This is a genomic window from Streptomyces gobiensis, assembly GCF_021216675.1.
In the GTDB taxonomy this organism is placed as follows: domain Bacteria; phylum Actinomycetota; class Actinomycetes; order Streptomycetales; family Streptomycetaceae; genus Streptomyces; species Streptomyces gobiensis.
The window spans coordinates 5,202,581-5,218,421 of record NZ_CP086120.1 but is presented as its reverse complement, the minus strand read 5'-3'; the positions used below and the strand labels follow the sequence as shown (position 1 = coordinate 5,218,421).

Sequence of the window (15,841 nt, the reverse complement as noted above, 5' to 3'; positions counted from 1 at the left end):
GTGTCAGCCGGTGATGGTGTCCCTGGCGGCGCGCAGTGACTCCTTGAGGGATCCCACGGTGGCCAGTACGGCGGTGGGCTCATAGCCGCAGTGCGCCATGCAGTTGGCGCAGCGCGGGTCCTTACCGCGGCCGTAGCTGTCCCAGTCGGTCTCTTCGATGAGCTCCCGGTAGGTGGGAACGTAGCCGTCGCTCATCAGATAGCAAGGGCGCTGCCAGCCGAAGAGCGAGTAGTTGGGGATCGCCCAGGCGGTACAGGGAAAGTCAGCACCGCCCTCCAGGAAGTCCAGGAAGAGCGGGCTGTGGTTGAGCCGCCAGCGCTTGCGGTTGCCGTCGGCGAAGGCCTTCCTGAACAGCTCGCGGGTCTGCTCGACGCCGAGGAAGCGCTCCTGGTCGGGAGCCTTCTCATAGGCGTAGGCGGGCGAGATCATCATCTCGTCCACCCTGAGGTCGTCATTGAGGTAGTCGAGCACCTCGATGACGGTCTGCGGGGTGTCGGTGTTGAAGAAGGTGGAGTTGGTGGTGACGCGGAAGCCGCGCTCCTTGGCCTCCTTTATGGCGGCCACCGCCTCGTCGAAGACACCTTCCTTGGCGACGGACTCGTCGTGCCGCTCCCGCAGCCCGTCGATGTGTACGGCCAAGGCGAAGTAGCGCGAGGGGGCGAACCGGTCGAGGTTCTTGCGCAGCAGCATGGCGTTGGTACACAGGAAGACATATTTCCGCCGGACGACCAGCTGCCGGACGATCTCATCGATCTGCGGGTGCATCAGCGGCTCACCGCCCGCGATGGAAACCATCGGCGCCCCGGACTCCAGCACGGCGCCAACGGCCTGCGCGACGGGCATCCGCTGTTTGAGCACTCCGGCCGGGTGCTGGATCTTGCCACAGCCCTCGCACTGGAGATTGCAGGCGTAGAGCGGTTCCAGCTCAACGATGAGGGGGAACTTATCGCGCCTGCGGAGCTTTTGTCCGAAGAGATACGTACCCACGCGGATCGCCTGGCGCAGCGGCATGGCCATCGAGCTCACCTCCAGGGGAGCAACAGTGAACGGTGCCATTCATAGAAGGCAGGTAGGACAGAGCGGAGGACACGGAATGCCGATATTCCACCGCTTACCGTCGCCAACCGGACCAGTTCGTGTTCTGGAGCGTCCACCACCACCCGAACAGCCGCAATCGGGCAGGTTCCCCTCGCAGTTCCGGCCACGCTCCGGGTGGCGGTTCGCAGGGTGACCGCGGACTCCATGTCCACGGCCAGGGCGCCGGTGGCCCGCAACCGGGTCCGCTCGGCACCGCGTACCACATGGTCGCTGCTGACGAGCGGCCCGGTGTGCACGGTGCCCAGCCGTGCCAGCGCGCTGGCCAGCCGGTCGCTGCCCGTACACCGCATACGGCCTTCGGCGTCCCGGACCTCCTCGGCGACGACCAGATCGCCGGGCCGCATCCCGGGCGCCAGCCCGGCGCAGAAACCGGTGGCGATCACCCCGGCGAAGCCGGTCCGCAGCTGGTCGCCCAGCATCCGGTCCACAGCGCGCCGCGCCGCCCGCGGGCCCATGCCGGTGCGCAGCAGCGCGACGGGGCCCGCGGGCCCGGGCCGGGTGCCCCGGGCGTCGCGGACGGCGCTGCGCAGGGCGAGATGCTCGATGCCGAGCGCGCAGACGATCAGCAGTGGATCGGGGCCGCCCTCGCCGGGCATCAGGGCGTCCGGGTGGTGTGCTCGCAGCCGTGCAGATAGCGGCCGAGCGCGGCGACCGGGAAGACGAGCCGGTAGAGGTGGTAGTTGATCGAGAAGTCCCAGGGGAAGCCGGTGCCGGTGAAGTGCGGCTCCTCCCAGGAACCGTCCTCGCACTGGGTCTCGGCGAGCCAGCGCACCCCGCGCCGCACCGCCTGGGACTCCCGCTCCCCCGCCGCCAGCAGGGCGAGCAGTGCCCAGGCGGTCTGGGAGGCGGTGGATGCTCCCCGGGCGATCCAGTCGGGGTCGCGGTAGGAGCGCAGATCCTCGCCCCAGCCGCCGTCGTCGTTCTGCACTCGCTCCAGCCAGCGGACCGCGCGGCGGATGGCGGGGTGCGTGGCGGGCAGTCCGGCGGCGGTGAGGGCGGGGACGACGGAGCCGGTGCCGTAGACGTAGTTGACGCCCCAGCGGCCGAACCAGGCCCCGCTGGGTTCCTGCGCGGCCAGCAGCCAGCCGATGGCGCGCCGGGTGCGGACATCATGGTGTCTGCCGACGGCCGCCAGCATCTCCACGGCGTGCGCGGTGACATCGGCTGACGGCGGATCGATCACCTCGCCGAAGTCACAGAACGGCAGCCGGTTGGGAAAGGGGCTGGTGTTGTCCGCGTCAAACGCGGCCCAGGCGCCGTTGCGCGACTGCATGCCGAGGGTCCAGCGCACTCCCCGCTCGACGGCGGCGTTCAGACGCTTGGGATCCGGGTGCTGCACCCGGCGCAGCGCCAGGATCACCTCGGCGGTGTCGTCGACATCCGGGTAGGTGTCGTTGTGGAATTCGAACGCCCAGCCTCCTGAGGGCAGTTGCGGCCTGCGTACGGACCAGTCACCGACCTTGCTGACCTGCTCATCAAGCATCCAGTCGGCGGCCTTGACCAGCGCCGGATGATCGGCGGGCAGCCCGGCGTCGGCCAGCGCGATGGTGGCCAGACAGGTGTCCCAGACCGGCGACTGGCAGGCCTCGACCATCCGGCTGCCGTCGTCGCGCCAGACAGCGAACCGGTCCAGCGACTCCAGGCCCGCACGCAGCACCGGGTGGTCGAGGTCGTATCCCAGCAGCCGCAAGGCGATCATCGAGTAGACGGCGGGCGGCTGGATGCCGCCCCAGGAGCCGTCGTTCTCCTGCCGTTCGATGATCCAGCGACCTGCACTGCGCAGTGCGGCGCGGCGCAGTGGGCGTACAGCCGTCTTGCGGTAGCCGTGCAGGGCCCGGTCCAGCCGCTGGAAGGCCCCTTCCCAGCTGGTGGGCCGTGCCCTGGGCCGGGGTGGGCTGGGGTGGTCCGGGTCGGTGTGCAGCTCATCGAGGGGGAAGGGCGCGGGGCGTACGGGCCGGTGGGCGCAGACGACGGTGAGCGGCACGATGGTCTGCCGGGCCCAGCAGCCGAAGTCGTAGATATTGAGCGGGAACCACTTGGGCAGGTAGATGAGTTCGGGTGGCATCTCGGGCAAGTCCTGCCAGCGCCACCAGCCGAAGAGAGCCAGCCAGATCCGGGTGAAAACCCGGGTGGCCGCGATGCCTCCCTGGGTTCGGATCCAGTCGGCCGCGGCGGCCATATGCGGGGCGTCCGGCGCGTCCCCGGCCAGCCGCAGGGCCACATACGCCTCTACGGTGGCGGACAGTTCCCCGGGGCCGCCGTGGAAGGTCGCCCAGATGCCGTCCTCGCGCTGCTGGGACCGGATATAGCGGGCGGCGGCGTCGGTGATCCGCTGGTCCCGGACGCCGAGGAACTCCCGCAGCAGCAGGTCCTCGGCATCCATGGTGACGTTGGTCTCCAGGTCACCCTTCCACCAGCCCGCCCCGTCCTGCAGGGCGAGCAGCCGCTCCACGGCCCGTGCGGTCACCTGTTCGGCGGCTGCTCTGACGGCATCGGGTCCGGCGGGTCCGGCGGGTCCTCGGCTGGCGGTGGTGCTGCCGTTGGTGGTTGCTGTCATGGCTTCCCCTTCTGCAGTGACGCTCCGGACGCCGCCATTACGGGCCAGAGGGTGTCACCGCTGGCGTACGACCACGAAATCCGCCAGGGCGATCAGCTGTTCACGGACCGGCGCCGGCATCTCGATGCCGTCCAGCGCGGCGAGGGCGGTGGCGTGCTGACGGCGTGCCTCCTGGGTGGTCCACTCCCGGCCGCCCGCTTCCTCAATGAGCGACGCCCGGGCGGCGAACTCGGCCTCGTCGAAGTCCCCGGCGCTCTGCGGACGCTTGGCGTCGGCGGTCAGCAGCTCGCCGAGCCGCCGCGCTGCCGGGCCCGGGGCGGCCAGGGCGGCGACGACCGGGAGCGACTTCTTGCGCTGTCGCAGATCGCTCCAGGTCTGCTTGCCCGTGGACTCGGGGTCGCCCCAGATGCCCAGCAGGTCGTCGACGGCCTGGAAGGCGAGGCCGAGATGGTACCCATAGGACTCCAGCGCGTCGGCGGTGCGCTCATCGGCGCCGCCGAGCACCGCGCCGATGGATACGGCGCAGGCGAGCAGCGCACCGGTCTTGTTTCCCTCCATCTCCAGGCACTCTTCGACGGTGACCCGTTCGCGGTGCTCAAAGGAGATGTCCTGGGCCTGGCCGTCGATGAGCTTGCGGCTGGCGGCGGTGAGACGGCGTGCGGCACGGCCGGCCTCGGGGGTGCCCAACTCCAGCAGTATGTCGTTGGCCAGTGCGAAGAGAGCGTCGCCCACCAGAATGGCCAGGGCCGGGCCGTGCACCTTCCACACGGTGTCCCGGTGGCGGCGCTGCTCATCGCCGTCCATCAGATCGTCATGCAGCAGTGAGAAGTTGTGCACCAGCTCCACGGCGACCGCGCCGGGGATGCCGGTCTCGGGCTTCGCACCCGCCGCTTCAGCGGACAGCAGGGCGAGCGCGGGGCGGACGGCCTTGCCGCCGTCGCCGTCGGCGGGGCGGCCCTCGGCGTCGATCCAGCCGAAGTGGTAGGCGGCGACGGTGTCCATCGGCGCGGCGAGGCGGCCTACGGCTTCGCGCAGCGCCGGCATGGCGAGCGTCCGTCCGCGCGCCAGCAGTGCGGTGACGCTCGCCGTGTCGATGGCAGCGTTCGCCGGTTGCACCGGGTTCACCTGATTTCCTCCAAAGAAGCCCAGACCAGCATGCCTGAGATGAGTTGTTCCATGAACTGCGGGGGGTGCGGCACCTGGCACGGTCTCCGTTGCGTTTGGCGGCTCACACTGTCTCCCGGGAAGCGTCGTGGTTCGGCCGCCCGAGCCGGGCCAGGGCGCGGTCAGCGGCGGTCAGCCCGCTGCGGACCGCGCCTTCCATGGTCGCTGGCCATCCCGTGGCGGTCCACGCGCCCGCCAGATACAGGCCCGGCGCATGGGTGCACGCCGACGGCCTGAGCCGTCCCACACCGGGTGCGGGCGCGAAAGTAGCGGTGCGTTCCCGGGTGACGAAGAAGTCCCGTACGGTCGCTTCGCGGGTGCCCGGCAGCAGCCGCCGGAGCTCGGGGAGATAGCGCTCGCGCAGCGCGGCGACCGGCTGGTCGATCTCCTCGTGCGCCGCCGACTGGGAGAGTGCCAGATACTGGCTGCCCGCCGCGCCGTGAGCGTGCGCGAGACCGGAGGTCTGGGTGCGGTCGAAGACCCACTGGACGGGGGAGCCCAGCGCCGCAAAGAAGGGGCGGCGGAGCACCTTGCGGTCGTAGATCACATGGATGTTGAGGATGGGCGCGGTCCCGATGTCCTGAAGCCGGCCCGGGTTCCGCAGCGCACCGTCGGGGAGCAGCCGGGGAGCCGCTGTCTGCGGCACGGCGACGACGACCGTATCCGCGTCCAGCTGTACGTTCTCCCCCCGCCCGTGGTCTGCGGTGACCCGCCAGCCGCCGTCCGGTCCGGGACCGATGTGCCGCGCCCGGGCGGCGGTGAGGGTGCGTACCGCCGCCTTGTCCAGCGCGGTGCGGGCCAGGGTGTCATGGAGTTCGCCCAGGGGAACCTGGGCCCAGCCGATGTCCGCGGCGCCGGGCTCGCTGAGCAGCCCGGTCTTGAACACCATGGCGGCCAGGCCGAGTGAGGCGTGTTCGGCACGGGCGTTGAGGGTGGCGACGCCGACGAGGTCCCACAGGGCCTCGACGGTACGGGGGGACTGACCGTGGCGGCGCAGCCAGGTGGCGAAGTCCAGGCCGTCCAGAGCCGGATCGGCCGGGTCGAGGCGGCGCAGGGCGAGGGCGGCACGGCCGACGCTCGCACGCTCGGCGAGGGAGAGGTGCGGATAGGTGGCCAGGCTGGCGGCCAGATGCAAGGGCACCGGCAGGGCGGTGCGGCGGAGTCTGCCCAGGCGACCGCCGTCGGCGTTGAGGACGGGGACGTCCAGCCGGTTCTGCAAGGGGGCGAGTTCCCGGGCGTTGATCCGGTCGAGGAACCAGCGGTAGGCGGTGCAGCAGCGCAGATAGACATGCTGACCGTTGTCGACGGTCAGCTCTCCGGCGGGCGAGCTGCGGCGGAAGGAGAAGGCCAGCCCGCCCAGCCGTGGCCGGGCCTCGATCAGGGTGGTTTCCAGTCCGCCGTCGGCGAGCCGCAGCGCGGTCGTGACGCCCGCGAGGCCGCCGCCGATCACCACGGCCCGGCGCTCGCGAATCACCGCAGGCTCCGGCGGACGGCGCGGGTGTTGAGCCCGGAGAGCCCGCGGGCGGCGACCAGGGCCTTCTGCCGTACGGGCAGCGCGACCCGGCCGCGCAGCACAGCCAAGGGGTCGGCGTCGATCCGGTCGAGAAGCCGGTGGTAGATCCCGGCCATGGCGGCGACGCAGGCACCGGATCGGCGGTCGAGCATCGGCAGCAGCTGGTACCCCTCGGCGAATAGTCTGCGGGCGCGCTGTACTTCATGGTGCATCAGCCCGGCGAAGTCGGCTCCGGCGGGCGGTGCATCGGAGTCGAAGCCCTCGGAGCAGCCGAACTTGTCAAGCTCCTCACGGGGGAGATAACTGCGCCCCTCTTCGGCGTCTTCCCGGATGTCCCGCAGGATATTGGTGAGTTGAAGCGCCAGCCCGAGGGTGTTGGCGTACTCGGGAGCGCGGTCGGCGTGCCGGGCACCTGGCACCGTACCGAAGACGCCCAGGGAGAGCCGCCCGATGGCGCCTGCCACACAACGGCAGTACGCCTGCAGGTCATCCCAGGTCTCATAGGTCTCGCCACGCACATCCATCAGAACACCGTCGATGAGCTCATCGAGTCCGCCGAGCGGAATCGGGTATCGCCGGACGGCGTCGGCGAGCGCGACGGCGACCGGGTCGGTGTCGTCCTCAAGGATCCGGTCCGCACGGATACGGTCCAGCAGGGCGCGGGTGTCCGCCAGCCGGGACTCCTTGGCGCCGAGTTCCAGATCGCCGTCCCCGATGTCGTCGATACGCCGGGAGAACGCGTACAGCGCGGACATGGCGCGCCGTTTGGGCGTGGGCAGCAGCCGGATGCCGTAGGCGAAGTTGCGGGCCTGCTGGCCGGTGATGGACTCGCAGTAGCCATACGCCGCGAGCACCGGCGCGGCCAGCGGCTGGGATCGCACCAGGATGCGGCTCGTCCCTCTCATCGCAGTATCGCCCCCGCCTCACGCAGCAGCCTGAGCTTGGCGGGCTTGACAGGCCCGTTCAGTACGTCGTATCCAGCCGTACGGAGAGCGTGCACGGTGGCCCGGCCCCCGCCGACAAAACCGGCGAGGAGGAGCCTCAGCCGCCCCCGGACGCTGGCCACCAGTGGGGTGCCTTCAGCCAGCAGCGCCCGGGCGCGTTCGGCCTCGTACGCGACCAGTGTGCGCACCGCGGCGCCCGCGGTGGGGGCGGCGAGATCGGTCTCGCTGACGGCGAAGCGGGCCATGTCCTCGGCGGGCAGATAGATCCGGCCGCGGCCCAGGTCCTCGGCGACATCCTGCAGATGCTCAACGATCTGCAGGGCCGTGCAGACGGCGTCGGAGCGGCGGACCCGCTCGGGCGTGCTGGTGCCGGTGACGGCGAGGACGAGGCGTCCGACCGGATTGGCGGACAGCTGGCAGTAGCCGATCAGCTCCCCCCAGCTCTGGTACCGGCGGACCCGCTGATCCTGCCGGTTGGCCTCGATGAGGGCGAGAAAGGGGTCCGGGGTGAGGGAGCAGCGGCGTACGGCCGGAATCAGGGCACGCAGCAGCGGATGCCGGGGACCCTCAGCGGCTCCGTCGTCGGCAACGTCAAAAACACGCTGCAGATCGGCTTCGAAGGCGTCCAGCATGGCCAGGCGGTCATCGGACCACTGTGCGTCGAGGCCCAGCAGCCGGGCGTCGGCGCCGCCGGGAGCGAGGTCACCGTCACCGATATCGTCGACGAGACGGGCGTACCCATAGACGGCCAGCAGATCCTCCCGCCAGACGCGCGGCAGAAAGCGGGGTGCCACCGGGAAGTTTTCACGCGTTGCCTTGTCGAGCACCGCGCTCACATGCCCTTGCGCGCCCGCCGTCACCACGGACTGCCAGTAGCCATCGCCGTCACATCTCCGTTTCTACACCGCTAGCCCAGAACATTTGATTTCGGACACGCCGCCGCCAATCGGCACCGGTCCAGCCTACGTCGCATATCTGTGCCACTGACCCCGGGGCATATCTCGCCCGCCTTTCCCCGCTTGCGCGAAAAAGCCCCCGCGGCCGACGGGGGCTTTGGACGCGGGCGGGCAGAGTCCGCTATTCGCCGGCGAATTCCTCATACGCCTTGAGTACCTCATCGGTCGGCCCGTCCATCCGGAGCTCACCGCGTTCCAGCCAGAGCACCCGGTCGCAGGTGTCGCGGATGGATTTGTTGTTGTGGCTGACCAGGAAGACGGTGCCGGCCTCCTGGCGCAGCTCACGGATTCGGGCCTCGGACCGCTTCTGGAACTTCTTGTCGCCGGTGGCCAGCGCCTCGTCGATCATCAGCACGTCGTGGTCCTTGGCCGCGGCGATGGAGAACCGCAGCCGGGCCGCCATACCGGAGGAGTAGGTGCGCATCGGCAGGCTGATGAAATCGCCCTTCTCGTTGATCCCGGAGAAGGCGACGATGTCCTCGTAGCGCTCACGGACCTCTTCGCGGGACATGCCCATCGCCAGCCCGCCCAGCACGACGTTGCGCTCGCCGGTGAGGTCGTTCATCAGCGCGGCGTTGACGCCCAGTAGCGAGGGCTGGCCGTTGGTGTACACCTTGCCCCGCTCGGGCGGCAGCAGCCCGGCGATGGCGCGCAGCAGGGTGGACTTGCCCGAGCCGTTGGAGCCGATGAGGCCGATCGACTCGCCCTGATAGGCGGTGAAGGTGACGCCCTTGACCGCGTGCACCTCGCGCACTCCGCTGCCGCCGGGCTTACGGCGGATCATGCGGTTCAGGGCGGCGGTGGCGCTGCCCTTGCCCTTGCTGCCGCCGTTGACGCGATAGACGATGTGCAGCCCGTCCGCGATGACGGTTGGGACCGGACCGCTCTCCTTCGGCATCCCTGCAATGCTGGTTGGTTCAGCCACGGCCATAGCGCTCCTCAGCCTTCCAGAAATACACGAAGCCCAGAACCCCGAAGAGCAGCGCCCAGCCGCCCGCGACCAGCCAGACCTGGGGCACCAGGTGATCGTAGGTATAGTCCGGGATCAGGCAGAACCGCATCAGGTCCATATAGACAGCGATCGGGTTCATCGCGACCACATCGGCGACCCACTCCGGAGCGCCCAGCCGGTCGGGGTGCGTCAGCATATAGTGCAGCGGGAACATCACGCCGGACGCGTACATCCAGGTACGCAGGATGAACGGCATGAGCTGCGCCAGGTCAGGGGTCTTACTGCCCAGCCTGGCCATGATCAGCGCGATCCCGGAGTTGAAGACGAACTGCAGCGCCAGCACCGGGACGACCAGCAGCCACCGCCAAGTGGGGAACTCCCGGAAGGCGAACAGGATGACCACCAGCACGATCATCGAGTAGAGCAGTTGCTGCAGCTGCTGCAGGGCGAAGGAGATCGGCAGCGAGGCGCGCGGGAAGTGCAGGGCGCGGACCAGCCCCAGGTTGCTGGAGATGGAGCGGACTCCGGTCATCACCGACTGCTGGGTGAAGGTGAAGAGGAAGACGCCGATCACCAGGAACGGGATGTAATTCTTGTTGCCCCCGGGGACTCCGTCTTTCGCGCCCAGGATGTAGCCGAAAATGAGCAAGTAGACCGCCGCGTTCAGCAGCGGGGTGGCGACCTGCCACACCTGCCCCAGCTTCGCCTGGCTGTACTGCGCGTGCAGCTTGGCCCGGGAGAAGGCCAGAATGAAGTGGCGTCGCGCCCACAGCTGCCGCACATACGCCAGCAGAGGGGGCCGCGCCCCGCTCACCGACAGGCCGTGCTTGGCCGCGAGCTCGGCCGGGGACAGACCGTCGTCGGGTGATGGCGGGGGGTTCACGGCGACCGCACCATCGTGCGTTGACTCGCTCACGTTGAAACTTTCGTCCTCACTCTGCAGTGGCTCGTCCCTGATGCTCTCAGACCGAAGCTTGTCAGATGACGGGAGGTCGGCCCAGTCTGGTCAGCCGCCACACCGTACGCCACTTCATCGGCTCACGCGGTCCGCACGACGTCGTCCACCCCTCCTTGAAGCCGCCCAGCCAGGCCCGCAGCGCAGGCCGTGAGGGGCGGCGGGCCAGGGTGAGGAGCAGCCAGACGGCCAGGTAGACGGGGATCAGCGGCGCCGGGAGGTTGCGGCGGGCGAGCCAGACCCGGTTGCGGGCGACCATCCGGTGGTAGACCGCGTGCCGGGAGGGGGCGGTGGTGGGGTGGTGCAGCACCATGTCGGAGCGGTAGTCGATCGCCCACCCCGCGTTCAGCGCACGCCAGGCGAGGTCGGTCTCCTCATGGGCGTAGAAGAACTCCTCCGGAAGGCCGCCGACCTGCTGGAAGACCGCCGTACGGACCGCGTTGGCGCCGCCCAGGAAGGTGGTCACCCGGGAGGAGCGCATCGGGTCGGAGGCGCGCAGCCGGGGAACATGGCGGCGCTGGGTCTGGCCAGTGTCGGGGTCGGCGATCCGGAAGCTGATGATGCCGAGCTCGTCGTCGGCGGTGAAGGCCTCCCGGCACAGCTCGGCCGTGTCGGTGCCCGGCAGCAGCCCGTCGTCGTCCAGGAAGAGCAGGGCGTCCACGTCCCGGCCGCCCGGCCCGAAGGCCTCGATACCGACATTGCGGCCGCCGGGAATGCCCAGATTCTCCGGCAGCTCCACGGTCCGCAGGCCCCCGGGGAGATCCGGCAGCCCGGGCAGTGGTGCGCCATTGCCGACGACCACGACCTCGATGGGGTCGCCGTCCTGCTTGGCGACCGAGTCGAGCAGGGCGCGCAGCTCCTCGGGGCGGTTGCCCATGGTGAGGACAACCGCGCCGAGTTTCAGGGGGGCGCTCACCGGAGCCTGCTTGAGGCGAGGATCGACACCAGGTGCAGCAGCGTCTGCAGCACGGCGATCGCGGCGAGTACGACGACCCCCAGCCGCGTGAAGAAGAGACCGCCCCGCATGGTGTCGGCAACAGCGACGGCGAGGATGAACAGCGACGCCTCGACGCCGCCGACCAGCCGGTGGAACTTCAGCGCGGCGGCCGCCTTACGGGCCACCGCCAGCCCCGGGGAACGCGGCGCCGCCGCCTCGTCCTGGACCGCGGGCAGCCCACTGCGCGACCGGGCGACATCGACGAGGTCGGTCTCCGCCTTGATCAGGATGGCGCCGAGCGCGGCCACCGTACCGAGGAAGGCCCACATCCACTGGGTGGAGGCACCCTCCTGGTGGAAGATGTCCGCGGCGCGGATGCCGAAGCCGACCAGCAGTGCCGCCTCGGCCAGGTAGTGACCGACCCGGTCGAGGTAGACCCCGGTGATCGAGGTCTGCTGCCGCCAGCGGGCCACTTCGCCGTCGACACAGTCGAGCAGCAGATAGAGCTGGATGAGAAGGGCACCGAGGAGCGCCCCGGTCAGGCCCGGCACCAGCAGTGCCGCGCCCGCCAGGACGCCCGCGACGACCATCAGATAGGTGAGCTGGTTAGGGGTGATCCTGGTGTTCACCAGGTGCCGGGTCCACCGCAGCGAGATCTCTCGCATATAGAGGCGTCCGGCCCAGTGCTCACCACTGCGCCTGTCCTTCACACCCTCGGGGTGAACGACGGGACGGAGTTCAGCTACTGATGGCTTTTGCATAGTCGGCGTATGCGTCCCTGATCTCGTCGGTGGACAGGTTCAGATGTTCGAGGATCGTGTACCGCCCGGGACGGGTCTGCGGTGCGTACTCGACCGCCCCGACGAACTCGTCCTCGTTGAACCCGATCTCCGTGGGCAGTACGGGCAGCCCGTGCCGTCGCAGTACCTCGCCCATCAGCGCGGACTCCTCGAGGGCACCGCGCAGATGCATCGCGAAGGCGGCGCCGAGGCCGCACTGCTCACCGTGCAGCGCGGAGCGCTTGGGGTAGAGCAGATCGAGGGCGTGACAGATCTCATGGCACGCCCCGGAGGCCGGGCGGCTGTCACCGGCGATGGACATCGAGATGCCGGTGAGAACCAGCGCCTCGGCGAGGATGACCAGGAAGTCGTCATCGCCGATGCCGCCGGGGTGGCGCAGGACCGAGTCTCCGGCGCTGCGGGCCATCGCGGCGGCGAGGCCGTCCACGGGCTCGCCGGTCTCGCGGTGGGAGAGCTCCCAGTCGGCGACGGCCGAGATGTTGCTCATGGCGTCACCGATACCGGCGCGGACGAAGCGGACCGGGGCCTCACGGATGATGTCGAGGTCGATCACGATGGCGATCGGGTTCGGCACTCCGTATGAGCCACGGCCCGCGTCGTTGTCCAGGGTGGAGACCGGGGAGCACAGCCCGTCGTTCGCGAGATTGGTCGCGACGGCCACCATCGGCAGCCCGACCCGTGCGGCGGCGTACTTCGCGGAGTCGATGATCTTGCCGCCGCCGAGGCCGACGATCGCGTCGTAGCGACCGGCCTTCTTGACGGCGTCGGCGAGCCGCACCGCGCCGTCGATCGTGCCGTCGGCGCAGTCGAACCACTCGGCGCCCGGCAGCGCGGGGGCCAGCCGGTCGCGCAGCGCGTGGCCGGAGCCGCCGCTGATGGCGAAGGCGAGCTTGCCGGTGGGGGCGATCCGCTGGTCGGCCAGGAGACCCGCCAGACCGTCCAGCGCACCGGCGCGGATGTCGACCGTCAGCGGGGACGGGATCAGTCGCGTCAGTACTGGCACGCGATCTCCCGTCCCTTGGCGAGGTCATCGTGGTTGTCGATCTCGACCCAGGTGACATCGCCGATCGGCTCGACGTCGACCTTGAAGCCCCGGTTCACCAGCTCCTGGTAGCCGTCCTCGTAGTAGAGGTCGGGGTCGCGCTCAAAGGTGGTCTGCAGGGCGTCGGCGAGCTCACCGGCGGCCTCTCCCTCGATGAGGGTGACGCCGATGTACTCACCGGTGGCCTCGGCCGGGTCCATCAGCTTGGTGATCTTCTGAACGCCCTTCTCGGGGTCCGCGACGACCTTCATCTCCTCGTCGGCGAGCTGCTTCACCGTGTCGAGGGCAAGGATGATCTTCTGGCCGTTGCCGCGGGCGGCGAGGAGGGTCTTCTCGACGGAGACCGGGTGCACGGTGTCGCCGTTGGCGAGGATCACGCTGTGCTTGATGGCGTCACGGGCGCACCAGAGGGAGTAGGCGTTGTTCCACTCCTCGGCCTTGTCGTTGTCGATGAGGGTGAGAGAGACGCCGTACTTCGCCTCCAGCGCCTCCTTGCGCTCGTACACGGCTTCCTTGCGGTAACCGACGACGATCGCGACATCGGTCAGACCGACCTCGGCAAAGTTGGCCAGGGTCAGGTCGAGGACCGTCTTGGCCTCCCCGTCCTGTTCCGGGCCTACCGGCACCAGGGCCTTCGGAAGGGTGTCGGTGTAGGGGCGAAGACGCCGTCCGGCGCCAGCCGCCAGCACGAGGCCGATCATGCGGGTTCTCCTGTTTCGTCGTGTACGGCGGGTGCACCAGAGGACACCCAGAAGCGGATGCTCTCAGCGAGCACCGCCAGCGCCAGGGCCCCCGCAAGGGCCGTCAGCGCGATGGTGAACCATGTGTCGCCGACGCCCAGCCATAGGGCGGCGGCGACGGTAACCACCAGAGTTCGTTCTTCGTGCCCCCCGATCGCCCGCACCAGCCAGTGCGGAGGCGCCCCGGTGCCGCCGCGGATGCGGTACACCGTGTCGTAGTGATGGTAGGCGACCGCCGCCACCAGCCCGAAAGCGGCGGGCAAGGCGCCGTTCACCTCAGAACGGGCGGCAAGAACCAGAATGGTGGTGTATTCCGCGGTGCGGAAGAGGGGCGGCACAAGCCAGTCGAGCGGACCCTTGAGCGGCCGGGAGACCGCCAGCCCGGACAGCAGGGCGTAGCACGCGGCCGCCAGTACCGGCCACCAGCTGCCGGTGGGCGCCCACAGCGCGGCGCCGATGACGGCCACGGTGCCCAGCGCCGCGACGACCGGCGCGGCGGCGCCTCGCACGGTGCGGGCGACGGCCTCGGCGATCGGCCCGCTGTCCGCGAGCTCGGCGAGCGCCCGCGCGGCCCGGTCCGTCCGCACAGCCCTCCGGGCCAGCGAGCGCAGCACCCGTCCGGCCGTGGTGTAGCAGGCAGCGAGCGCACTGCAGATGATCAGTACGGTCAGCGTGATACGGGGCGTGGTGGCCGCGGTCAGTACGGCGATCAGGGCCCAGCGCTCACCGATCGGCAGAATGATCATCCGCCGCGCCCAGACCGTCCAGCCGACGCTGTCCAGCTTGCCGGAGAGGGCGGCCGTGGGGCTCGTATGGGCCGTATCAGCCCCTTCAAAGTAGTTCGCCTCATTGAAGGAGAAGTCGACAACATGGCGTGCCGTCTGCAGGACCATGGCGCCCAGCGCCAACGCCCACACATCATCGCCGCCTTGGGCCGCACCAAGCGCCAGGCCGGCGTAGTAGGCGTACTCCTTGGCCCGGTCGAAGGTGGCGTCCAGCCAGGCGCCGAGCGTTGAGTACCGCAGCGCGTAGCGGGCGAGCTGGCCGTCCGTGCAGTCGAGTACAAAGGAGACGATCAGCAGCACACCGGCGGCGATGAATCCGCCCCGGGTGCCGGTCGCCGCGCACCCGGCGGCGATCAGGGCGGTGAGCAGCGAGGCCGTGGTGACCTGATTGGGGGTCAGCCCGCGCCGTGCGCACCAGCGGGCGATATAGCGCGAGTAGGGGCTGACGCAGAAGGTGGTGAAGAAGCCGTCCCTCGACTTGACGGCGGCCCGCAGCCGCACGGCCTCGTCATCAACGGCCTCAACCGCCCGCCGGGCCTCCACCCGCCCGGCGTCGTCACCCGGCACCTCAGCAACAAGCACCCCCAACTCAGGCCGATGCACAGCAACACCTTCAGCGTCAAGCACGCCGACCACAGCATCGGGCAAGCTGGACGCTTCCGCGTCGTGGGCACTCAGGGGATGGGCACAACGCGCGACTCCCCCGGAAGGTGCCTCCACCATCCCGGGGTCCGGGGCGTGAGCCCCGGCTTCGGGAAGGGGAGAGACAGGGGCCAACCCCACCGCCGCCGCCACGGCCCGTACCAGCGCCCCCCGCACCTGTGGCGCAACACACACCGCCCCCGGCACCGCGCCAGCGGCAAAGCGGGGATCCGTCAGCGCCAGCCGCAGGCTATGGGCATGACCCACAAAGCGGGCATCCACCAGCGCAACCCGCTCCCCGCCGGGAACGGCGTCCAGCAGGGCCGGCACCTCGGCGGCATCCGCCGCCACACGCACGGTGAACCCGAGCGACCGCAGATCGCTCTCCAGCGGCGACCCGGCGACCGGCGAGCCGGTGAGAATAGCGGTCGACAGACGAACCCACTCCTTGGCAGCGTGCATATCCGCGATGCGCCATCGCCCCCAGGGGACGGGCGGCATGTCGGCAGAGGTTATCGGATCGGCGGAAGCGGCCGTTCACCGCACATTCACCGTCGCTCGGTTGCGCTGCCGGGACCAGCATGGTCGATCATGGCCGCTACGCCAAAACGGCGGTCCCGCTGCCGTCCCCGGCGGTCATTAGGCTGCTGCCATGACGTGGCTCTCCCCCGGCCTCCCGGACCGCGCTGACCTGCGACGCAAATGCCCAGGTCAGAGCATATGACAACGGTGTTCAGTGCCGCGTTGCCTATACCC

The 15,841-nt window shown here is 69.8% G+C and carries 14 protein-coding genes; all 14 read right to left on the bottom strand.

Annotated elements, in window-relative coordinates; all coding sequences use genetic code 11:
- Positions 1-3: 3 nt before the first annotated feature.
- The 14 genes from hpnH to test1122_RS24155 all read right to left on the bottom strand — a co-directional run bounded on the left by hpnH (position 4) and on the right by test1122_RS24155 (position 15,520).
- Complete coding sequence (gene hpnH / locus test1122_RS24220; protein ID WP_232271287.1) at positions 4-1,017, bottom strand: adenosyl-hopene transferase HpnH; 1,014 nt, start codon at positions 1,015-1,017, stop codon at positions 4-6.
- Positions 1,018-1,022: 5 nt separating this feature from the next.
- On the bottom strand, positions 1,023-1,694 hold the full coding sequence (locus tag test1122_RS24215; RefSeq protein WP_232271286.1) for a phosphorylase family protein: 672 nt from the start codon (positions 1,692-1,694) through the stop codon (positions 1,023-1,025).
- Positions 1,694-3,655, bottom strand: coding sequence for a squalene--hopene cyclase (gene shc, locus test1122_RS24210; RefSeq protein WP_232271285.1), 1,962 nt, complete (start codon positions 3,653-3,655; stop codon positions 1,694-1,696). The genes test1122_RS24215 and shc overlap by 1 nt, the downstream gene beginning before the upstream one ends.
- A 54-nt stretch (positions 3,656-3,709) precedes the next feature.
- Entirely contained in the window at positions 3,710-4,771 is a 1,062-nt protein-coding gene (locus tag test1122_RS24205; RefSeq protein ID WP_232272057.1) for a polyprenyl synthetase family protein, read from the bottom strand.
- Positions 4,772-4,883: 112 nt separating this feature from the next.
- Positions 4,884-6,293 carry a hydroxysqualene dehydroxylase HpnE gene (hpnE, locus tag test1122_RS24200; RefSeq protein WP_232271284.1) on the bottom strand — a complete coding sequence of 470 codons (1,410 nt, stop codon included), beginning with the start codon at positions 6,291-6,293 and terminating at the stop codon, positions 4,884-4,886.
- Entirely contained in the window at positions 6,290-7,237 is a 948-nt protein-coding gene (gene hpnD / locus test1122_RS24195; protein ID WP_232271283.1) for a presqualene diphosphate synthase HpnD, read from the bottom strand. The genes hpnE and hpnD overlap by 4 nt, the downstream gene beginning before the upstream one ends.
- Positions 7,234-8,139 carry a squalene synthase HpnC gene (gene hpnC / locus test1122_RS24190; protein ID WP_422397049.1) on the bottom strand — a complete coding sequence of 302 codons (906 nt, stop codon included), beginning with the start codon at positions 8,137-8,139 and terminating at the stop codon, positions 7,234-7,236. The genes hpnD and hpnC overlap by 4 nt, the downstream gene beginning before the upstream one ends.
- 214 nt (positions 8,140-8,353) lie before the next feature.
- Entirely contained in the window at positions 8,354-9,163 is an 810-nt protein-coding gene (locus test1122_RS24185; RefSeq protein WP_232271281.1) for an ABC transporter ATP-binding protein, read from the bottom strand.
- Positions 9,150-10,100, bottom strand: a complete 951-nt coding sequence (locus test1122_RS24180; protein ID WP_232271280.1) for an ABC transporter permease — start codon at positions 10,098-10,100, stop codon at positions 9,150-9,152. Before test1122_RS24180 ends, test1122_RS24185 begins: the two co-directional genes overlap by 14 nt.
- Positions 10,101-10,161: 61 nt before the next feature.
- The gene (locus test1122_RS24175; protein WP_422397092.1) at positions 10,162-11,016 is read right to left on the bottom strand and encodes a glycosyltransferase family 2 protein; all 855 of its coding nucleotides are present in this window, start codon (positions 11,014-11,016) and stop codon (positions 10,162-10,164) included.
- Between the two features lie 35 nt (positions 11,017-11,051).
- The gene (locus tag test1122_RS24170) at positions 11,052-11,741 is read right to left on the bottom strand and encodes a CDP-alcohol phosphatidyltransferase family protein (RefSeq protein WP_232272056.1); all 690 of its coding nucleotides are present in this window, start codon (positions 11,739-11,741) and stop codon (positions 11,052-11,054) included.
- Between the two features lie 73 nt (positions 11,742-11,814).
- Complete coding sequence (locus tag test1122_RS24165) at positions 11,815-12,879, bottom strand: iron-containing alcohol dehydrogenase family protein (protein WP_232271278.1); 1,065 nt, start codon at positions 12,877-12,879, stop codon at positions 11,815-11,817.
- Entirely contained in the window at positions 12,867-13,619 is a 753-nt protein-coding gene (locus test1122_RS24160) for a phosphocholine cytidylyltransferase family protein (RefSeq protein WP_232271277.1), read from the bottom strand. Before test1122_RS24160 ends, test1122_RS24165 begins: the two co-directional genes overlap by 13 nt.
- A complete protein-coding gene (locus test1122_RS24155; RefSeq protein ID WP_232272055.1) occupies positions 13,616-15,520 on the bottom strand; it encodes a DUF5941 domain-containing protein in 1,905 nt (634 codons plus the stop codon). Before test1122_RS24155 ends, test1122_RS24160 begins: the two co-directional genes overlap by 4 nt.
- Positions 15,521-15,841: the final 321 nt, after the last annotated feature.